At 63.0% G+C, this 20,233-nt stretch carries 21 protein-coding genes; 3 read left to right on the plus strand and 18 right to left on the minus strand.

All coding sequences use genetic code 11. The features are described 5' to 3' along the window. Positions 1–3: 3 nt before the first annotated feature. On the minus strand, positions 4–1,281 hold the full coding sequence (gene phaZ / locus KUW17_RS10055; protein ID WP_222478574.1) for a polyhydroxyalkanoate depolymerase: 1,278 nt from the start codon (positions 1,279–1,281) through the stop codon (positions 4–6). A gap of 133 nt (positions 1,282–1,414) precedes the next feature. Between phaZ and KUW17_RS10060 the strand changes: the two genes are divergently transcribed. Then, positions 1,415–3,217 (plus strand): PHA/PHB synthase family protein, encoded by a 1,803-nt coding sequence (locus KUW17_RS10060; protein ID WP_222478576.1) that lies wholly within the window; start codon positions 1,415–1,417, stop codon positions 3,215–3,217. Positions 3,218–3,348: 131 nt separating this feature from the next. Further along, on the plus strand, positions 3,349–3,798 hold the full coding sequence (locus tag KUW17_RS10065) for a phasin family protein (protein WP_222478578.1): 450 nt from the start codon (positions 3,349–3,351) through the stop codon (positions 3,796–3,798). A gap of 94 nt (positions 3,799–3,892) precedes the next feature. On the opposite strand, the gene KUW17_RS10070 is transcribed toward KUW17_RS10065, so the two are convergent. After that, on the minus strand, positions 3,893–5,641 hold the full coding sequence (locus KUW17_RS10070; protein ID WP_222478581.1) for an adenylate/guanylate cyclase domain-containing protein: 1,749 nt from the start codon (positions 5,639–5,641) through the stop codon (positions 3,893–3,895). Between the two features lie 115 nt (positions 5,642–5,756). Further along, positions 5,757–6,626 carry an NAD-dependent epimerase/dehydratase family protein gene (locus KUW17_RS10075; protein WP_222478583.1) on the minus strand — a complete coding sequence of 290 codons (870 nt, stop codon included), beginning with the start codon at positions 6,624–6,626 and terminating at the stop codon, positions 5,757–5,759. Positions 6,627–6,823: 197 nt separating this feature from the next. Between KUW17_RS10075 and phaR the strand changes: the two genes are divergently transcribed. After that, entirely contained in the window at positions 6,824–7,381 is a 558-nt protein-coding gene (gene phaR / locus KUW17_RS10080; protein WP_222478585.1) for a polyhydroxyalkanoate synthesis repressor PhaR, read from the plus strand. A gap of 98 nt (positions 7,382–7,479) precedes the next feature. Here the strand turns inward: phaR and KUW17_RS10085 are convergent, their stop codons facing one another. The 15 genes from KUW17_RS10085 to KUW17_RS10155 form a co-directional block, all read right to left on the minus strand. Then, on the minus strand, positions 7,480–7,662 hold the full coding sequence (locus KUW17_RS10085) for a hypothetical protein (RefSeq protein WP_226429081.1): 183 nt from the start codon (positions 7,660–7,662) through the stop codon (positions 7,480–7,482). Between the two features lie 65 nt (positions 7,663–7,727). Beyond that, positions 7,728–8,249 carry a hypothetical protein gene (locus KUW17_RS10090; RefSeq protein ID WP_222478589.1) on the minus strand — a complete coding sequence of 174 codons (522 nt, stop codon included), beginning with the start codon at positions 8,247–8,249 and terminating at the stop codon, positions 7,728–7,730. Positions 8,250–8,343: 94 nt separating this feature from the next. Next, positions 8,344–9,549, minus strand: coding sequence for a DegT/DnrJ/EryC1/StrS family aminotransferase (locus tag KUW17_RS10095; protein ID WP_222478591.1), 1,206 nt, complete (start codon positions 9,547–9,549; stop codon positions 8,344–8,346). Between the two features lie 147 nt (positions 9,550–9,696). Continuing rightward, positions 9,697–11,007 carry an NAD(P)/FAD-dependent oxidoreductase gene (locus KUW17_RS10100; protein ID WP_222478593.1) on the minus strand — a complete coding sequence of 437 codons (1,311 nt, stop codon included), beginning with the start codon at positions 11,005–11,007 and terminating at the stop codon, positions 9,697–9,699. Positions 11,008–11,112: 105 nt separating this feature from the next. After that, a complete protein-coding gene (locus KUW17_RS10105; protein ID WP_222478595.1) occupies positions 11,113–12,471 on the minus strand; it encodes a glutamine synthetase family protein in 1,359 nt (452 codons plus the stop codon). Continuing rightward, positions 12,471–13,151 carry a type 1 glutamine amidotransferase gene (locus tag KUW17_RS10110; RefSeq protein WP_222478597.1) on the minus strand — a complete coding sequence of 227 codons (681 nt, stop codon included), beginning with the start codon at positions 13,149–13,151 and terminating at the stop codon, positions 12,471–12,473. The genes KUW17_RS10105 and KUW17_RS10110 overlap by 1 nt, the downstream gene beginning before the upstream one ends. Before the next feature lie 84 nt (positions 13,152–13,235). Then, positions 13,236–14,555: a glutamine synthetase family protein gene (locus KUW17_RS10115; RefSeq protein ID WP_222478599.1), complete on the minus strand. Its 1,320-nt coding sequence runs from the start codon at positions 14,553–14,555 to the stop codon at positions 13,236–13,238. Between the two features lie 191 nt (positions 14,556–14,746). Then, positions 14,747–15,553: an ABC transporter permease gene (locus KUW17_RS10120; protein ID WP_222478600.1), complete on the minus strand. Its 807-nt coding sequence runs from the start codon at positions 15,551–15,553 to the stop codon at positions 14,747–14,749. Then, entirely contained in the window at positions 15,550–16,434 is an 885-nt protein-coding gene (locus KUW17_RS10125) for an ABC transporter permease (protein ID WP_222478602.1), read from the minus strand. The genes KUW17_RS10120 and KUW17_RS10125 overlap by 4 nt, the downstream gene beginning before the upstream one ends. Positions 16,435–16,545: 111 nt before the next feature. Continuing rightward, on the minus strand, positions 16,546–17,253 hold the full coding sequence (locus tag KUW17_RS10130) for a transporter substrate-binding domain-containing protein (RefSeq protein WP_222478604.1): 708 nt from the start codon (positions 17,251–17,253) through the stop codon (positions 16,546–16,548). A 39-nt stretch (positions 17,254–17,292) separates the two neighbouring features. After that, the gene (locus KUW17_RS10135) at positions 17,293–18,072 is read right to left on the minus strand and encodes an ABC transporter ATP-binding protein (protein ID WP_222478606.1); all 780 of its coding nucleotides are present in this window, start codon (positions 18,070–18,072) and stop codon (positions 17,293–17,295) included. A gap of 135 nt (positions 18,073–18,207) precedes the next feature. Continuing rightward, positions 18,208–18,981 (minus strand): phosphate/phosphite/phosphonate ABC transporter substrate-binding protein, encoded by a 774-nt coding sequence (locus KUW17_RS10140; RefSeq protein WP_222478608.1) that lies wholly within the window; start codon positions 18,979–18,981, stop codon positions 18,208–18,210. Then, positions 18,978–19,418: a TerB family tellurite resistance protein gene (locus KUW17_RS10145; protein WP_222478610.1), complete on the minus strand. Its 441-nt coding sequence runs from the start codon at positions 19,416–19,418 to the stop codon at positions 18,978–18,980. The genes KUW17_RS10140 and KUW17_RS10145 overlap by 4 nt, the downstream gene beginning before the upstream one ends. After that, complete coding sequence (locus KUW17_RS10150) at positions 19,418–19,879, minus strand: TerB family tellurite resistance protein (protein WP_222478719.1); 462 nt, start codon at positions 19,877–19,879, stop codon at positions 19,418–19,420. The genes KUW17_RS10145 and KUW17_RS10150 overlap by 1 nt, the downstream gene beginning before the upstream one ends. A gap of 42 nt (positions 19,880–19,921) precedes the next feature. Then, positions 19,922–20,215, minus strand: coding sequence for a DUF1330 domain-containing protein (locus KUW17_RS10155; protein WP_222478612.1), 294 nt, complete (start codon positions 20,213–20,215; stop codon positions 19,922–19,924). Positions 20,216–20,233: the final 18 nt, after the last annotated feature.

Below are 20,233 nucleotides of genomic sequence, written 5' to 3' on the forward strand. Positions count from 1 at the left end.
CGGTCAGGCCGCCGTGTTCTTGTTTGCCGGTTTGCGGGCCGCCGGTTTGCGGCGGCTGTTGGCGTTCATGAAGTCGATCACCAGCGGGCGGATGTTGTTGCGCCAACTGCGGCCCGCGAAGATGCCGTAATGGCCGGCACCCGGCTCCACATGGCTGGCCTTCTTCTCTTCCGGCAGGCCCGTGCAGAGATCCAGCGCAGCGATGCATTGGCCCGGGGCGGAGATGTCGTCCTTGGCCCCTTCGACAGTCTTGACCGCAACATCGGTGATCTTGGAGAAGTCGACCTTGTGGCCGTTCACCACAAATTCGTTGCGGGCGATCTCGCGCTTCTTGAAGATACGTTCGACGGTGGACAGGTAGAATTCTGCCGTCATGTCCATCACCGCCAGGTACTCGTCATAGAAGCGGTTGTGGGCATCGTGATCCGAGGCTTCCCCGCGGGAGACCCGCTGGATCTGGTCCATGAAGGCCTTGGAGTGCCGTTCACCGTTCATCGACATGAAGGAAGCCAGCTGCAGGAGGCCCGGATAGACCTTGCGGCCGACGCCCTTGTACTTGTAGCCGACGCGCTGGATCATGGTTTCCTCCAGCTGGCCCATGGTGACACGGCGGCCGAAGTCGGTGACCTCGGTCGGGGTTGCGTCAGGATCCACCGGGCCGCCGATCAGCGTCAGCGAGGAGGGCTGCGCCTTGGGGTCCTGCTCTGCAAGATAGGCGGTGGCGGCCAGCGTCAGCGGCACCGGCTGGCAAACCGCGACCACATGGGTGTCGGGGCCCAGCTCGCGCATGAAATCGACGAGGTAGAGCGTGTAGTCCTCGACGTCGAATTTTCCTGCGGAAACAGGAATATCGCGGGCGTTGTGCCAGTCCGTCACATAGACTTCACAGTTCACCAGCAAGCTCTTGACGGTAGAGCGGAGAAGGGTGGCGTAATGGCCGGACATCGGGGCAACAAGCAGCACTTTGCGCGGCTGTTCCTCGCGTCCGTTGACCTTGAAGTGGATGAGATCGCCGAACGGGCGCTCTACCACTGTGGTGATGTCCACCAGGTGGTCCTTGCCGTCCTCGCACGTGAAGGTGCGGACACCCCAGGCCGGTTTCACCACCATGCGCTGGTAAGTACGTTCCGTCACTTCGCCCCAGGCCGCCATCCAGCTGAGCGCAGGGTTTGGCAAGGCGGAAAAGACGGGGTAAGATGCCATGGAGAGGGCCGTGGCGCCCAACCATTGGTTGGTGTTCCGGACGGTCTCCATCAGGTCGTAGGTCATCATGTATCGCATGCCTGCCTCCTTCGCGATCCGTCCCGGCGTAACGTCACCGGAAATTCCGGAACATCGGACCAATCGCCGCTTTGCCCTAATTTCTGCAGAATAGTATTCTGCATAGCAGAAAGCCTATGAGGGATTCCTTTTTATGACAACTAGTGACGAATTATCCGCAGCAGCCAATTCCGAGAGCGTTGAAAAGCTTAAGGAAAACATGACTCGCGTTGAGGAATTAAGTAAGCGTCTGGCCGATGTCATGTCCCGGAAGGTGCCGCATAACCCGGCTTTGGACGGTCCGAATCAAGAGCTTTATGCGCGCGCAGCAACCGCCTATTGGGCGGAAGCGGTGCAAAATCCCGCCAAGTTTCTGGAGCATCAGGTCGAGTACTGGAGCAAGTCTGTGCTGAATTTCGCTGAAGCGCAGAAGGCCCTGGCAGGAAAATCGGACAGCACGGATGACGGCGGCCCCAAGGACCGCCGTTTTACGAATCCGCTGTGGGACAGCAATCCCTACTTCAATTTTGTGAAGCAGCAGTACATGACCAACGCCGATGCGATCCGCAAGGCGGTGCAGGAGGCGGTGGACCTGGACCGCAAGGACAAGCAGCGGCTGACCTATTTTGCCGATCAGATCATCGAGATGATGGCGCCGACCAATTTCCTGCCGACCAACCCGGACGCGCTGGAGAAGGCAGTGGAAACCGAAGGCCAGTCGCTGATCGACGGTCTGGAGAACCTGGTCACCGACCTGGAGGCCAACAACGGCGAGCTGGTGGTGCGGCTGGCGGACGAGAGCGCCTTTGAGCTGGGCGGCAATATCGCCACCACGCCGGGGGATGTGGTCTACCGCAACCGGATGATGGAACTGATCCAGTACAAGCCGGTGACTGAAACCGTGCATGAAACCCCGATCGTGCTGTTCCCGCCGTGGATCAACAAATTCTACATTCTCGACCTCAAGGCCCAGAACAGCCTGATCAAATGGGTGACCGAGCAGGGCTACACCCTGTTTGTGGTGTCCTGGGTCAATGCGGATGCCAGCCATGCCGATGTGGGGATGGAGGACTACATCCAGGAGGGCTTCCTGACCGCGATCGAAAAGGCCAAGGAGATCTGCAAGGTCAAGCAGGTCAACGCAGTTGGGTATTGCATAGCGGGCACCACGCTGAGCCTGACGCTGTCGCTCTTGAAGCAGCGCGGCGACAAGTCGGTGAAGTCTGCGACCTTCTTTACCACCCTCACCGATTTCGGCGACCAGGGCGAGTTCACGCCGTTCCTGCAGAATGACTTTGTCGACGGCATCGAGGCGCAGGTGGAGGAAGAGGGGCTGCTGCGGTCCTGGGTGATCGCGCGGACCATGTCGTTCCTGCGCTCCAAGGATCTGATCTACGGCCCTGCGGTCAAAAGCTACATGATGGGCGAGACGCCGCCCGCGTTCGATCTTCTTTACTGGAACGGCGATGGTGCCAACCTGCCGGGCAGGATGGCAGTGCAGTACCTGCGCGGCCTGTGCCAGAACAACGAGTTTGTCGGCGAGGGGTTCGAGCTGATGGGCCACAAGCTGCATACCAGCGAAGTGGATGTGCCGCTGATGGCGATCACTTGCGAGACCGACCACATCGCCCGCTGGAAAGACTGTTACCGCGGGGTGCAGCAGATGGGGTCGCGCAGCAAGAGCTTCATCGTGTCGGAATCCGGCCATATCGCGGGCATCGTCAACCCGCCGAGCAAGAAGAAGTACGGCCATTACATCAACGACGACCTGAAAGGCGACTGCGAGGCCTGGATGGAAGGCGCCGAATACCATGAGGGGTCCTGGTGGCCGCGGTGGAATGACTGGCTGAAGAAGCGGTCCGGCAAGCAGGTTCCCGCCCGCGACGTGGGGGATTCGGGCTATCCGTCTTTGATGCCGGCCCCGGGATCCTATGTGAAGGTGAAGGCAAACCGTTGATTTTGCAGGCGCAGAATTTTTTTCTGCGCCGCAGCATCAAAACTCTTGAAATGCTGCGGTGCAGCGTGCATATTCCCCTCATGCTAAGAGCGCAGGATGGTCCTGCTGCAGCTTTCTGAGGAATTAGAACTATGGCAAAGACCCAAGACTTCACCGCGATGATGAAAGACTTCATGGGCGCATTCCCGGTTGACACCAAAGCCGTCGAAGACGCGTTCAAGAACACCGCAGCCCTGAACGAGAAGCTGTCCGCCGTTGCGCTGGACGCTGCCGGCAAATCCGCCGAGATCTCGAACAAGTGGACCAAAGAAACCATCGCCAAACTGGGCGACGTTTCCAAGGTCAAGGCAGAGCCGGCCGACTACGCCAAGGCCGCAACCGATTTCGCTTCCGCTTCTGCCGAAGTGGCTGCCGAAAACATGGCTGCCTTTGCTGAGATCGCCAAAAAAGTCCAGATGGACACCGTCGAACTGCTGATGGCCGCTGGCAAAGACGCAACCGAAGAAGCAACCGCTGCTGTGAAAAAGGCCACCGAAGAGGTGACCTCCGCAGCGAAAAAAGCTTCGGCAGCTGCCAAGTAAGAACGACCACGAACCGGCCCTCGCTCTCCTCCCTGACGGAGCCGGAACGTGAAGAAGGGCAGGCCGCAAGGCCTGTCCTTTTGCATTTCAGGGATCACTCCGGCAGCCCGGCGCGGAGCAGCCCGTCGCAGTAATGCTCCAGATCCTCGCTATGCGCGAAGGGCAGCGTCTCGCTGATCCGCGACACGGAAAATCCGGGTTCCAGTTTCAGAATCCGTCCGGCCTCCTGGGCGGCGGCCTGTGTATCCCCAAGCTGCCCGTAGCAGGCGGCCAGATGGCGGCGCGGGGCCGGAAAGCCGGGAAACAGCCCGACGGCCTTTCTCACTTCGGTGACGCCTGGCTGGTATTCCCGGCACATATAGAGGGCCAGCCCCTTGAACCAGTGAAAATAGGTCGGGTGGAACGGGTTGCGGGAAGTGGCCTGGTCGAGTTCGGCCAGCGCCTTCTGATGCTTGCCCTGATATACAAGGGACAGGCCGCGGAAGGCCATGGCGTCGGTGTCATTGGGGTTCAGCGCCAGGGCGCGCTGGAAATGGTCCTCCGCCAGCGAAAACTCCCCCTTGAACAGGTGCATGACAGCCAGCCGCCGCTGGGCGACGCTGTCCAGCGGGTCGATGCGGGCCGCCCGGCGCAGCAGCGGAAACGCCTTGTCCAGGGTTGTTTCGGGGGACTGGCCCCAACCGCTCATCCATTCCACCAGATAGGTCAGTGCCAGCCCGCAGCAGGCAGAGGCATTGCCTGGATCGCTGTCACAGGCCTGCTGATAGAGTTTCCGGCATTTCAGCAGTGCCTCCCGCGTGTCCAGCAAGAGCGCCTTGGCCTGAAGCACAAGTTCCCGCGACGTCACAGGCCCGCCGCGGGCGCCCAGCTCGGCGGATTTCCGTTTGGCGGTGGCCTGAAGCTGCCCGGCCAGGGTCTGTGTGATCTGCCCGGCCAGCGCGTCCTCCTGGCTGAGGCTGTCGGCTGCAGCCCGGTCGTATTGTTCGCTGTGCAGCGACGTTCCGTTGATACCATCAGCCAGGGAAACGCTGACCCGCAGCTTGCCCACCAGCTGGCGCACCGTGCCCTCGACCAGATACCGGACACCAAGTTCGACCGCCGCCAGGGATGTCTCGGAGGCGCTGGCGGCAAACCGCAGTGCGGTGGTGCGGGAGATGACCCGCAGTTCGCGGAAACGGGAGAGCCCGATGGTGACATCCTCGGTCAGCGCTTCTGCCAGGCTCTCTGCTGCTTCTGAAGCCGGAGACATGTTCAGGAAGGGCAGCACCGCCACGGAGACATCGTAGGCCGGGCCTTCCGCTTCCAGCCGCGGCATGGCGTTTTCGCAAATGCGGAAAATCCGCACCGGATCGGAGATGTTGCGGATAACCTGCAGGCCCAGATCGTCGAAGGCTGCATTGATCCGGCCGCGGACCTGCGCCTGAACCGTGCCGGAGACACAGATTTCGCCTGGCCCTGCCAGGCTTTCGAGGCGGGCGGCAATGTTGACGCAATTGCCGAACAGGTCGCCGCCGGCTGCGATGATGTTGCCCGTGTGGATGCCCATCCGCAGGCTCAGGTGCGGGCCGGCCTGGCCGGCGCTGCGGGCATTGGTTTTCTTTGATATCAGCAGGGCGGCCTTCACAGCCTGCAGGGAGGTCGGGAACTCCAGCAGGAAGCCGTCCCCCAGTGTTTTGACAAGCTGGCCGGAATACTGCTGAGCGGCGGGCACGATGATCTGGTCCGACAGCTTCCGGACCGCGGCGACAGCTTCCGCCTCGCCGGTCTCGACCAGCGCGGAAAATCCAGCCACGTCGGCAATTAGTATGGCAGCTTGTCTCTGTCTGTCCCCTTGGTCAGCCATCTTTCCTGCCACCACAGACTCAAAGACCTGACACGTATTATATCATATTGAGGATTTTGCGGTGATTTAATGATGCGGCAGAGAGCACATTTTTTCAGCGGTTTGCAGCATTGGTTCAAAACTGCGCATCGCGGAAGCTGGAAAACTTCGGCTGCCAGCCAGTGAGGCAGCGCAGTTTGGAAGAGCCCATCTGCTGGTCCAGGGCCGGCCCTTCGGCCCAAGCGCCGTATTTGATCAGGACATGTTTCAGGCTGCGCACCAGATAGCCGCCATCGTGGCCGTGGCGGCGGGCGATCTCGCGGGTGATTTCTGCTGCCGGCACGCCGATTTCGGCACTGGCGTTGAAATGGCCGGTGAGATCCTGGTTTTCCAGCAGCAGCCGGTAGGCGCGTGCCAGATCCTCGCGATGAATCAGAGGCCAGCGGGTGGCGATACTGCCCCAGATCTCGAACGGCCTGTCAGCGCGGGCGGAGTCAAGGTACCGGGAAAACGCGCCGCCCCCGGCGTGGTAGACCATCGCCGGGTGGATCACCGCGGCGGAGACGGCTGGGGAGGACAGAACCATGCGGGCGTTGCGCTGCATCCAGGCAAAGGGCTTTATCGGCCGCATCGGGCTGGCCTCATCCGCAATGCGGCTGCCGGTGGCGCCATAAAGCCAGCAGCCGCCGGTGTAGATCATCCGCAGCGGAGCCGGGCGCAGCGCGGCTTGCTGCAGGATGGCGGTGATGGCCGCAGTATCGGCCTCAGCCATGTCATCATCGAAGGTTGCGGCCAGCTGGATCAGCCCGTCTGCACGGGCCGCTTCGCGCACCCAGGCGCTGGGCGTGCGCAGATCGCCCCGCAGGGGGCGGGCGCCCAGGGCCTCAAGCTTGCGGTCCGAAGCCGCCGACCGGCTGAGGCCGGTGACCTGGTGGCCGTTCATGGCCAGTTCTCGGGTGACGGCGGTGCCGATGGACCCGGTGCCGCCCAGGATAAGGACCTTCATTGCCGTGGAGCCTCCCGCTGCAGATTCTGTTGCGGGATCCTCTGTAAAAGCTCAAGGCAGGTTGAGGTCAAGCGCGATGGATGCATGTGCAGAAGCCCGGTGAAGAACAAATGTTGCGGAAAACACGGCAAGGCTTCCATTTTGTTCTGCACTGGCATAGGCTTCGCTGCAATGCATCATCACCGGGGAGGGAGCACATGGCAGAGCAGGACAAACCCTTGCTGATCAAACGGTATGCGAGCCGGCGGCTCTATAACACCGAGACCAGCGATTACGTCACGCTGGAAGACATCGCGGGGTTCATCCGGGAAGGGCGGGAAGTGCAGATCGTCGATCTGAAGACCGGCGACGACCTGACCCGCCAGTATCTGCTGCAGATCATTGCCGAGCACGAGAGCCGCGGCGAGAATGTGCTGCCGGTCAATGTGCTGAACGATCTGGTGCGCAGCTACATGGTGCCGGGCGGCGGGGTGATGCCGCAGTTCCTGCAGACCTCCTTTGACATGCTGCGCGAGAGCCAGTCGAAGATGATGGAAAACATGAACGCGATGAACCCGATGTCCAAGATGCCGGGGTTCGAGGCGATGAAGGCGCAGCAGGAGGCGTTCCTGAAGGCGATGACCGGCGGTTTCGGCGCCGGAGGCTGGACTGGCGGTTCGGCTGAGGAGGAGAAATCCGAAAGCAGCGGCGAAGATCTGGACGACATCAAAAAGCAGCTTGCGGCGCTGCAGGAGAAGCTGTCGAAAATGAAGTGAGCTTCAGCGTGCGGGGCTGGCAGCCAAGCCCACAAACAAGCCCCCTGTCCGGTTCGGCGGGGGCTTTTTTTTGATGCGCGGTCAGATGCTTCTGCAGATCAGGAGCCGGCTTCGACCTTCAGCACGTTGTGCAGCCGGTGGTAGGGGGCGTTCTTCACGATCTTGTCCAGATCCTTCGCCTCGGGCGCCGGGCGCGCGCGCATGAACAGATAGGCGCTGGCACCAAAAGACAAGGCGCAGGCGCCGATGATCGTGCTGACGATGACAGTCTCAAGTCCCATGGCTTCAAACATGCGTTTCTCCGGTTGCACTGCCAATATAGGGGAGGAATGCTGAAAATTCCATATCACTTGCCATCCGGCTTGAGTTTGCCTGCTTCCAGCACGTGGCGGGCAAGGCTGTCGGCGCTTTCACGTTCCTGCGCGCGGCGGCGCATTTTCACCCGGCCGCCGATCCGGGAGGCGGTGGCAAAGACAAAACCCGAAAACGACAGGAGAGTGAGGCCAAAGGCCAGCCCGCCGCTTAGCGTGCCGGCAATGGCCGCGCCGAAGCTTGCCAGCAGCGCGCCGGCGGCCAGCCGCTGTGCCCACTGGCCGATGACCTGATCCGCGTCGCGGGCCTGAGCCTCCGCCTCAGCCGCTTCGATGGCAAAGGCCGTGAGCAGATCCGCCACGGCCAGGCCGCTGTCCGGGTCATTTGAGGCGCGAATGGCGGCAAGAAGCGCGGCTCGCTCCGCCCGGTTCAGCACCACCGCGCTGATGATCTGGCTCAGCTCATCCTCGGGGACGTCATCCCCCATGCTTAAGGAATTTGCCATGGCCACCAGCGCGGTTGCCGGGCGCCGCTTGAACTTGGACGGGGTTTTCATGGGCGGCACCGTGGACGGCACAAGCCAGGATTGCAATCACGAAAAAGCCCCGGCGCGGGGCCGGGGCGGCAACTTGCTAAAGCACCGGTCGTTCTCAGGCTGCGGCCTTGCCCGTGGTTTCCTCAACCGCCGCCAGCAGGATGCCGGCAATCACGTCCAGCTCAACCCGGCTGAGGCGCACCGGCAGGCGCACGTCGCAGGCCTTCATCAGCATCGCACGGGTCTGCGGCAGCTCGGGAACATCGCGCAGGAACTGCCAGTTCCAGAAGGCGCGGGCATTGTCGGTGGACAGGCCGAAGACCTGCACCTTAACGCCTTTTGCCTCTGCCGCGGCGGCGAAGTCGCGGGTCTGCGCCTCGCTGAGGCCAATCAGGTTGAACTGGATCGAATCCGGCGCGCGGCGTTCCGGGGCCAGCGGCGCGGGCACGTCGAAGAACGGCGATGCGTTCAGCTTTCCGGCCACATAGTCGTGGTTGGCCAGTCCGTCGCGCACCCGTCGCGCCAGTTCCGGCAGCTGCGGGCGGATCACGGCGGCGGACAGGTTGCTCATCCGCAGGTTATAAAGCGGCAGCTGGTTCTGCCACTTGGCAAAAGCCTGTTCCAGGTCCAGGGTGTTTTCCCCATGCGGGCCCTTGTGCTTTTTCCAGTTGTGCTCATAGGCGCCGGACATGATCACGGCGCGGGCAATCAGGTCGGCGTCGTCGGTGATCAGAATGCCGCCTTCGCCGGCGTTGACCATCTTGTAGGACTGGAAGGAGAAGCAGCCGACCTTGCCGATGGTGCCGATGTTCTTGCCGTTCCAGGTGGTGCCCAGCGAATGGGCCGCGTCCTCGACCACCGGGATGCCGCGGGCATCGCACAGCGCCATGATTGCATCCATGTCGGAAGTGTGGCCGCGCATGTGGCTGATGATCACCGCCTGAACGCCGTCCAGCTTGGCCTCGAAATCATCCATGTCGATGCGGTAATTCTCACCCACTTCGCACAGCACCGGCACGCAGTCTGCATGCACGACCGAGGAGGGCACGGCGGCAAAGGTGAAGGCCGGGATCAGCACCCGCGCGTCGCGGGGCAGTCCAAGCGCCTTCAGCGACAGGAACAGAGCAGCCGAGCAGGAGGAGACCGCCAGCGCATACTTGCTGCCCAGCAGTTCCGCGTATTCCTGTTCCAGCAGCGTGACCGGCGCATCCTGGGGCGCGGTGTAGCGGAACAGGTCGCCCGATTGCATCAGTGCGTCGATGGCTTCGCGGGCGGCTGCGGGGATGGGTTCAGCGTCATGAACGTTGGGCGGCAGGGCCATATTTCAAAATCCTGAATAGTTGCTTCAGGAAATGTAAAACTAACTTCCCAAGATGCCAAGCCCGGACGCGGCGGAATTTCCCGCGCCCGGCAAAATTTCACAGAATTGTTGCGGAGTTGCGCGGAAACCAGCCGCCGCCGCGGGGGGTCAGACCCCCAGCCGGTCGCGCAGGGCAAACCAGGTCATCGCCAGCACCAGGAGCGGCGAGCGCATCCGCGGCCCGCCGGGGAAGCGCGGGGCGGGGACGCGGGCCATGGTGTCAAACCCCTCGGCCTGCCCCTGAATGGCCTGCGCCATCAGCTGGCCTGCATGGGTGGCGGTGCCGACACCGTGGCCTGAGTAGCCGGAAGCCGTCAGAACATTGGGCGCCAGCCGGGCCAGATAGGGCATCCGCTTCATGGTGATGCCCAGGGTGCCGCCCCAGGCGTAGTCGATCTTCACGTCTTGCAGATGCGGAAAAATCTCCGTCATCGGCTTGCGGACGGTTGCCTGAATATCCGCAGGGAAACGGTAGCCATAGCTTTCGCCGCCGCCGAACAGCAGCCGTTTGTCGTGGCTGAGACGGAAGTAATTGACCACGAATTTGGTATCCGCCACGGCGACGTCGCGGGCCAGCACCCGGGCGGCGTCCTCGCCCAGCGGTTCGGTTGCCACCACAAAGTTGTTGATCGGCATCACCCGAGCTGCGACCTGGCCGTTGAGCCCGCCGAGATAGCCGTTGCAGGCCAGGATCAGATGCTCCGCAGAGACGGTGCCGCCCGCGGTGCGGATGCGCAGCCTGGCGCCTTCCTGGATATCCAGAACTTCGCTGCCCTCGTGGATCCTTGCCCCGGCAGCCGCGGCCGCGCGGGCTAGGCTGAACGCATAGTTCAGCGGATGCAAATGGCCGGCGCCATGATCCAGGATGCCGCCCTTGTAGGCAGGCGACGGGCACATCGCCCAGCAGGCGTTCTTGTCCAGCATCTCGATCTGGCCGTAACCATACCGGTCCTGCAGGTGGCGGCCGTATTCATGCAGCTCCGCCGCTTCCTTCTCCGAGAACGCAGTCCAGGCGACGCCGGGCTTCAGATGGCAGTCCTGGCCGTGGCGGGCGATCAGCGATTTCACCAGATCTTTGGCGTCCTCGCCCAGCTGCCAGAGCTTCTGCGCCTCAGGCTCGCCCATCAGCGCCTCAAGCCCCTCCTGGTCCATGCGCTGACCGCTGCCCAGCTGGCCGCCATTGCGCCCCGATGCGCCAAAGCCCACACGCTGCGCTTCCAGCAGCACGACGGACAGGCCGGCCTCTGCCAGATGCAAGGCCGCCGACAGGCCGGTATAGCCGCCGCCGACAACGCAGACATCTGCCTTTGCCTCCCCCTCGAGGGCGGCAAAGCGCTCCACCGGGATGGCCGTCGCCGCATACCAGCTGTCCGGGTACTCACCCTTCTGGTCATTGGAATAGAGCAGGTTCAACCCCATCACGCACCTCTTTCGGGAGCAGGCGCCCTCGCGGACGGCCTGCACTTCATCTTTCTGAAAATACTCAATTGCATTGGCGCTGCACCGGGGCGCAGCGCCGGAGGTTTACACGTTCATCAGCAGATGCTCGCGCTCCCAGGGAGAGATCACCTGCAGGAACTCCTCATACTCCGCGCGCTTCACAATGGAGTAGACGCGGGCGAAGTCCGCCCCCAGCACCTCGTGCAGTTCGGTGGCCTCGTCGAACAGATCGAGCGCCTGGCCCATCACCTGCGGGATATCGCCGTCGCCTTCATAGGCGTCGCCCTTGAACTGCTTGCGCGGGCGTTCCTCGTTGACCAGGCCGAGATAGCCGCAGGCCAGCGACAGGGCGATGCCCAGGTAGGGGTTGCAGTCCATGCCGGCGATGCGGTTTTCCACCCGCCGCGCTTCCGGCCCCGACAGCGGCACGCGGATGCCGGTGGTGCGGTTGTCGCGGGCCCATTCCAGATTGATTGGCGCGGCGTGGTCCTTCACGTAGCGGCGGTAGGAATTCACATAGGGCGCCATCACCGCCAGACCGGCAGGCAGGTGGTTCTGCAAGCCTGCGATGAAGTTGTAGAAGGCATCCGTCTCGCCGCCCTGCGGGCCGGAGAAGATGTTCTGGCCGGTTTCCACATCCAGGATCGAATGGTGGATGTGCATGGCGGAACCGGGCTCATTCTCGATCGGCTTGGCCATGAAGGTGGCAAAGCAGTCGTGGCGCAGCGCCGCCTCGCGGATCAGGCGCTTGAAGTAGAACACCTCGTCCGCCAGCTTGACCGGGTCGCCGTGGCGCAGGTTGATCTCCAGCTGGCCGGCGCCGCCTTCCTGGGTGATGCCGTCGATCTCGAACCCCTGCGCTTCGGCAAAGTCGTAGATGTCGTCGATCACCGGGCCGAATTCGTCCACCGCGGTCATCGAATAGGCCTGGCGCGCCGCGGCCGGGCGGCCGGAGCGGCCCATCATCGGCTCGATCTCCTTGGCCGGGTCGATGTTGCGCGCGACCAGGAAGAACTCCATCTCCGGCGCCACAACCGGCTTCCAGCCCCGGTCCCGGTACAGCTGCACCACGCGCTTCAGCACGTTGCGCGGGCTGTAGGGGATCGGCTGATCGTGCCTGTCATAGGCGTCGTGGATCACCTGCAGGGTCCAGTCGCCGGTCCAGGGCGCAGCCGTGGCCGTCGACATGTCCGGCTTCAGCGTCATGTCCTTTTCGATCCAGCCGTCCTCGTCCGCGGCATCGGCCCAGTCCCCGGTGATGGTCTGGTAGAAGATGCTGTCGGGCAGATGGAAATAATCGGTTTTCGCGAATTTCGATGCCGGTACCGCCTTGCCGCGGGCGATACCGGGAAGGTCCGAGATAACGCATTCGACTTCGTCGAGACGACGCCCCTCCAGATAGGCTTTTGCTGCTTCGGGAAGGGTGTCGAGCCAGGCTGACATTAGGTCCTCTCTTTCCTGTAAAAATCTGCGAGGAAGGTTGCGATGTCTTGGTTGTCCACGGGGGTGTCCAGCTCAGCGGCTGCACGGTCCAGCAAGTCGTCGGGCACCACGCCGCGGCCGCGTTTTTCGATCAGGCCGCCGACGAAGGCATTGGGGAATTCGGGGTGGGGCTGCCAGGAGATGATGTGGTCGCCATAGGCGAGAATGCCGTTCCGGCAAAAATCATTGCCGCCTAGCACGCGGGCGCCATCGGGCAGCTTCACCACCTGGTCCTGGTGCCAGGCGTTCAGGGTCAGGTCCTTGCCGTCCACCTGATAGGTGACCGGGCCCACGGCCCAGCCGCCCTCGAACTTCTCGACTTTGCCGCCAAGCGCCTGGGCGATGATCTGATGGCCGAAGCAGATGCCGGCCAGCGGCTGCTTGCGCGCATGGATGGCGCGGATGAGCTCCTCCAGCGGCGGAATCCACGCGTGGTCCTCGTAGGCGCCATGCTTGGAGCCGGTGATCAGCCAGGCGTCGGCATCCTGAGGGCCGTCCGGCAGGATGCCGTCCACCACCGCCCAAGTCTGAAACTCAAACCCGTTGCCGTCCAGCATGTCACGGAACATGGCGTCGTAATCGCCGAAGGCGCCGAACAGGTCTTCGGGGGAGTGGCCGGTTTGCAGGATGCCGATTTTCATGAGTCACCAAATTTGATCAAATTGAGCCTAGCCGAGGACGCCTGAGCGGGCAAGAGCCTAGCGGGAGCCTCGGGCAAAGCGGCTTTATACCGCTTCCAGCCAGGACAGCCAATGGCTCTCCCTGGGGCGTTCGGCAAAGCCCTTCAGCTCCTGCCGCTTAGTCATCACCAGGTTGCGGATGGCGAGATCAGGCAGAATGCGGGCGATCAGAGGATCGGTGTCGAACCAGTTGATCGCGGTCTCCCAATCGGAGGCGAGCTGCGGCAGCCCCTCGATCTCGTAGATGTTGCCGTCGGAAGGAGCGGGCGGCTGCATCTTGTCCTCGATCCCGGCCAAGGCCGCACCCAGCACCGTGGCCAGCATCAGATACGGGTTGATGTCGCCGCCTGCGACCCGGTGCTCGATCCGGCGCGCCTTGGGGCTGCCGCCAGGAATGCGGATGGCGGCGGTGCGGTTTTCATACGCCCAGGCGGCACTGACCGGGGCGTGGGCGCCAGGTACCAGCCGGTCATAGGAATTGCCATGCGGCGCAAAGATCAGCGAGCTGGCAGGCATCGCCGCGAGACAGCCGGCCACTGCGTGCATCAGCAGGTCGGAACCCTTTTCGCTGCCGTCATCGAAGATGTTGTTGCCGTCCTGATCCTCGACCGAGAAATGCACATGCATGCCGTTGCCGGCCTCTTCGGCATAGGGTTTGGCCATGAAGGTCGCGGCAAAACCGTGTTTGCGCGCAAGCCCTTTGACCAAGGCCTTGAACAGCCACGCATCATCCGCGGCGCGCATGGCTTCCTGATGGTGGAGGTTGATTTCGAACTGGCCCAGGCCGGCCTCGGAAATGGCGTCCTGTGCGGGAATGCCCATCGCCTCTGCACCGTCGTAGAGATCGGAGAAGAACTCGTCAAAAGCGTCCAGTTCGGCAATCGACAGCACTGATTGCTGATCCAGTTCGCGGCCGGTCAGCGGGTCGATCGGCGGGGCCGGGCGGGCGCCGCTGTCGTCCAGCAGGCTGAACTCCATCTCGGTCGCGGCGACAACGGTCCAGCCGCGCGCGTTGTAGCGTGACAGCACATCGGCCAGCACATGGCGGGGGTCGCCCAGGAAGGGGGAGCCGTCCTCCCAATACATCGCCATCGGCACCAGCGCCGAGGCGGTCTTGAGCCAGGGCATCGGCACCGGGCCGCGTTCGGTGGGCAGCATCACGCCGTCGGCGTCGCCGGTTTCGAAGACCAGCGGGCTGTCTTCGACATCGCGGCCCCACAGGTCGACGTTGAGAGCGGAAACCGGCATCCGCGCGCCGCCGCTGTCCAGCTTGCCGGCCTGGCTCGCGGGCAGCCGCTTGCCGCGCATCTGGCCGTTCATGTCACAGGCGGCAATGCGGATTGTCTTCAGTCCGGGCAAGTCCATTTGGGGCTCCATGAATTCGTTGCGCCAACCCTAGCGCAGAGAAATCCATTCGCCAAGATAATTTGATCAAAAGTTTGAAGTAACGCCCTCGCTGCCGGTTTTGGGAGGAATTTGCCGGAGGCGGAGGGGGCGGAAAACCTGCTGCGGCCGGCATTCCAAAAAAGAATGGCTCCCGAAGGAGCCATCTGATGTCAGCGGATCAGGCTGATCTTCAGCCTGGGCTTGGCCCGGCGTTCCTGTGGCAGATGCTTGTTCAGCCGCCGGTTCACAAACCCGAACAGGGAAATGATCAGCAGCGTCAGCAGGATGAAGTAAAAGGCCAGGATCGGGTAGGGGACAAACGGGTTGAACGTCTTGTCCGCGAAATAGCTGGCGTAATAGAGCGCGTCGCCCTGCTGCCGCCAGGCCGGGAAGCCGGAGAAGAACACCAGCGTGGTGGCGTGGAACAGGAAGATCGCCTCGTTGGTGTAGGCAGGCCAGGCCAGCCGCAGCATGGTCGGGAAGGTGATGCGGCGGAAGCGGTTCCAGCCGGTCATGCCATAGGCATCGGCGGCCTCGATATCACCCTTGGGGATCGACAACAGCGCCCCGTAGAAGATCTCGCCCGAGTAGGCAGCGGTATTGCAGAACAGCACGATCAGCGCCCCGAGCCAGGCCGAAGTGAACGGATCGAAGAAGCTGGAGACGCCTTTCAGGCTGAGGAAGCAGGCGTAGGCAAAGAAGAACTGGATGAACAGCGGGCTGCCGCGGAACACGAAGATGAACCACTCGGCCGGCTTGCGCCACAGCGGGTTGGAACTGGACTTGCCCACCGCCAGGGCAACCGCCAGGAAAAAGCCGGTCGCCAGCGCCAGCGCGCCAAAGTAGACGTTCCAGATCAGGCCGGAGCCGATCAGGGTGAAATGCTCGCACAGGGTATATTCGCCGCGCGGCAGTAGCCGTTCGCCAAAGCCGAGAGAGCGGAAGGCATAGGCCTGGATTGTTTCAACGCAACTCATGCCGCGGCCTTTCTTTGTGCTTCGCCCGCTGCGGTGGCCTGGCCCTTGGTCAGCCGGGTCATGATGCGGTCCAGCACAACCTCGGAAACCTTGGTGAAGCAGAGGTAGAACACCAAGAGGGCCGCGAAGTACCAGACGTGCCAGTTCGGGTGCGGGTAGTCGGTGAATTTGGCAGCCTTGGTGCCGCCCAGTTCGCGTGCCCAATAAACGATGTCCTCGACCCCGAGCAGGAACAGCAGCGGCGTGGATTTGATCAGCACCATCCACAGGTTTGACAGGCCCGGCAGCGCATAAACCCACATCTGCGGCACCAGAATGCGCCAGAACGCCTGGCGGTGGGTCATGCCATAGGCCTCTGCGGTTTCGATCTGGGCGCGCGGCACCGCGCGCATGGCGCCGTAAAGAACGTTGGCGGCAAAAGCGCCGAAGACGATGGAGAAGGTCAGCACCGCCAGGAAGAAGCCGTAGGTTTCATGCACCCATTGGGGCGATGTGGACAGCGGCAGCTTGGCTGCGTCGCAGACCACAAAGTCGATGCCCTGGCGGATCGGCTGGTCCCAGTCGGGGCACTTCACCTTGTGCCGCATCCACTCAAACGCCTGGTCCAGCGCGATGACAAAGAACAGGAAGAAGGCAATGTCCGGCACGCCGCGCACGATGCTGGTGTAGCCTTTGCCGAACCAGCGCAGCGGCAGGATGCGCGAGCGGGCGGCGCTGGCGGCGCCAAAGCCGAACAGGAGCGCAACCGGGGCAGTGATGGCCAGCAGGGTCAGAACCACGAAGACGGAGATGTAGAGGTTCACATGCTTGCCGGTGGTCAGATAGCAGCTGAGCCAGCTCAGCCCCTCAAGCGTGGATGGGTCCGTGCAGTAGGAAAACATGTAAGCGCCTGTCTTTCTCCGGTCGTGCCCGCCGCCAAGTGCCGCGGAAGAGAATGAATGAGGCCCGCGCGCCGCAGCGGCGGGCCTGCAAGATCCTGAAACAGGATCAGATTACCACTGGGAGGATACTTCCCACTTGGCGATCAGTTCGTTCAGCGAGCCGTCGTCTTTCATCGACTGGATCGCCGCGTCGAACTTGCCGCGCAGCTCTGCGTCCGATTCACGGAAGCCCATGCCAACACCGCCGCCCAGCGATTCGGAGCGCTCCAGCATCACCAGGTCGTCGCTCAGCACGGAATCAAGGAAGCTCTTGTCTGCCAGAACCGCGTCGGCTTCGCCGTTGCGCACGGCCGCGACGGTTTCTTCCGGGGTCGCGAATTCGACCAGGGTCCAGCCCTGCTCAGCGATGAAGGCCGCCTGGATGGTGGTGGCCTGGGCCGCGATCACGCCGCCTTCGAGGTCGACGTCAGCGGACTGGGCAACATAGGCGGACGGATCCGGCGGCGTGTAGGGCTGGGTGAAGTCGATGACTTCATCGCGCTCGTCGGTGATCGACATGCCGGCGATGATGGTGTCGTAGTTGCCGGAGACCAGGTTCGGAATGATCGAATCCCAGTCGTTCTTGACCCACTCGCAGGTCAACTCGGCGCGCTTGCACAGCTCATCGCCCAGCTCGCGCTCGAAGCCGTCGATCTCGCCGGCGTCGTTGACGAAGTTCCACGGCGCATAAGCGCCCTCGGTGCCCAGGCGCACAGTGTCCGCCAGGCCCATGCCCGCGGTCAGCGCCAGGGCGGCGGTGCCAAGGATCAGTGATTTCATCAAGTTACTCCCATTTTTGGTTGGTTATTGGTTTCGTTATTATTGCTCGTGGCGGGTCGAAGACAAGAACGCCCGCAGCCGTTCGGAGCGGGTGCCGCCAAAGACTTCGTCCGGGGTGCCCTCTTCCTCGATCAGGCCCTGGTGCAGGAACACTACATGGCTGGACACATCTGCCGCCATTTTCATGTCGTGGGTCACGATCAGCATGGTGCGGCCTTCGGCGGCAAGATCCTTGATCACCTTGACCACTTCCTGCTCCAGTTCCGGGTCCAGGGCAGAGGTGGGCTCGTCGAACAAAAGCGCCTCGGGCTCCATGCACAGGGCGCGGGCGATCGCCGCGCGCTGCTGCTGGCCGCCGGACAGCTGCGCCGGGTAGACGTCGCATTTGTCGCCGATGCCGACCTTGTCCAGGTAATAGCGGGCCTTCTCCTCAACCTCGGCCTTGTCGCGGCCCAGCACGGTGACCGGCGCCTCCATCACATTCTGCAGAATGGTCATATGGGCCCACAGGTTGAACTGCTGGAACACCATGGACAGATTGGTGCGGATGCGCAGGATCTGCTTGGCATCAGCAGGGCGGCGCGCCAGCCCCTTGCCAGCCCAGATGATCGGCTCGCCCTTGAACAGGACGTCGCCCTCCTGGCTGTCTTCCAGCAGGTTGCAGCAGCGCAGCAAGGTCGATTTGCCCGATCCCGAAGATCCGATCAGCGACACCACATCGCCCTTCTTGGCGGTGATGTCGACGCCTTTGATCACTTCCAGCTCGCCATAGGATTTGTGCAAGCCGCGGATTTGCAGAACGGGCGTTGTATCGGTCAAGGTGTCTTTGTCCCTGTGAGTGGAAATTCGTTCTTATTGGACCGAAAAAAAGACCGAATGCAACGTTCAAACCGCACAAGCTGGCACCTCAGGTGTCAAAATGGCGGGTTAACCGGCCCATTTCGGAAGGGGGCGCTACGTCAGCTCCGCCGCGCGGATACGCTGCTCCGTCAGCACCGGGCCGGGCGGGGTCGGCACCGCCAGGTAATCGCTGGGGGTGAGCCGCACCAGCCCCTTGAGACGCAGGCAGGCTCTGCTGTCCTCATCCAGCCCGCGGATGGCTGCCTCGATGGCCGTGAACAGCTCATCCGTGTCTCTGCCAAAGGCGGTGATATAGGGCAGCGCAGGCGTCGGGTCCGTGCGCTCTACCTCGCACAGACCGGCAGCGAAACCGTCGTATTCCTTGATCATTTCCCAGGTCAGCGCGTCGAGGGAGGCAAAGTCTGCCCGGCCCTCTGCAACCGCCTCGGCAGACAGCCGGTGGCCGCCGGTTTCCACCAGTGCGCCGGGCAAGATGGAGCGCTCGTGCAGATGCACCATCGGTGCGGCCCAGCCCGATTGCGACAGCGCTTCGTTATAGGCAAAGCGGCGTCCCGCAAAGGCAGCGAGCGGCTGGCCCACGTCCTCCTGGCGGGCGACAATAACGCTGTTGTAATAGCCGGGCTCGCAGCCGGGCAGGCCGTAATCGGGGGTGCCCACAAGTTCCACCTCGCCGTAAAGCCGGGTGCGGTACGGGCAGCCGCAGGTTTGCGACAGCAGCAGCTCGGGGGATTTCCACACCTCCCAGAAATCGGCGCCGCGGGTCAGCTGGTCCGGCCCGCCGCTCAGGTGCTTGCGGATCTCCGTCCAGAACCTGTCATTGGCCGCCGCGGTTTCCGGGCGGTCGTACATTCCGAGATGTGCAATCATTTCGCGGCCTCTGCCCGTTTGCGCGCCTTGGCGCTGTCCACGTCTGAAACGCCCAGCAGGCTGGAGGACAGCCGCAGCAGCGCGTCCTCATTGGCATCCCGGCGGCCGTCCGCCAGAGCTACCTGCCACAGCGCCTCGATCACGCCGGTGCGGTCCTTATAGGCCACCGCATCCTTGATTGCCCGGGTGAAACGCACGGTGTCGGGGGCCTCTGCCTCCATCGCCTCTGCCTGTTCACGCAGGATCAGCGCGCCGCCGGTGTCCAGCCCGAAGCGGGCGGTCAGGATGCGGTCGATGCGGTCCTTCTCCACCTCGGAGTAATTGTGGTCGGAGCGGGCAATCCGCACCAGCAGCGCGGTCAGCGCCAGCCGGGCGCCTTCGTCGTCTAGCTGCGCAGGCGCCGGCTCCAGCAGCCGGTTCAGCAGTTCCTTGAACATCAGCTGTCCTCCGCGGTGCCGCTGAATTTCTTTACCGCGCGGGCACGGGCCTTCTCGCTGTCGGCATAAGACAGCCCCATGGCCTTGCGTGCGTCCTCGATGATGGTGACTTCGCCCGCGTGTTCGGTGCCGTCTGCCAGCACCACTTCCCACAGCGCATCCAGTGCCGCCAGCCGTTCCTCGAGGCCGGTGGTCTCGCGGATCAGGCGGCCGAAGGTGTCGGTCTCCGGCGCTGCGGCGTGCAGTTTCTCGCAGGTGGCGCGCACCTTGGCGGCCTCGATCGCGTTGTGCTGGTAGAGTCGCGCCAGTATCCGGTCGATCAGGCTGATCTCTTCCAGCTGGTATTCGCGGTCCGCCTTCGCCACCCGCACCAGGAGCGCCCCCAGCGCCAGCTCGGCATCCGGGTCCGGCAGGGCAGGCGGCTCGGACGGGCGGAAAGCTTGAAAGAACTTCTTGAGCAGGGGCATCAGCAGACCTCAGACACAGCAGCAGGGCAGGCGGGGTTATTCGCCATAGCCCTCAATGATTTGCATATCACCCGCCGAGACCGGATCGCGAAGCGCCTTGGCGGCCTGATAGGCCATTGAATCATAGCAGGCTTTTGCGGTTTCGAAATCCTTGAATTCAATCACCACGGTACGGGCGCGGAACTGGCCCTCGCGCACTTCCCGGCCGCCGCCGCGCACCAGGAACTTCGCCCCGTATTCGGCAAAGACCGGCCCGTTTGCATTGATGTAATCCTTGTAGCGCTCCATGTCGTGCACATCCACATGGGCCACCCAGTATCCTTTGGGCATGAGCTGCAGCCTCCCTTT

Source organism: Leisingera aquaemixtae, from assembly GCF_019801145.1.
Lineage (GTDB): Bacteria > Pseudomonadota > Alphaproteobacteria > Rhodobacterales > Rhodobacteraceae > Leisingera > Leisingera aquaemixtae_A.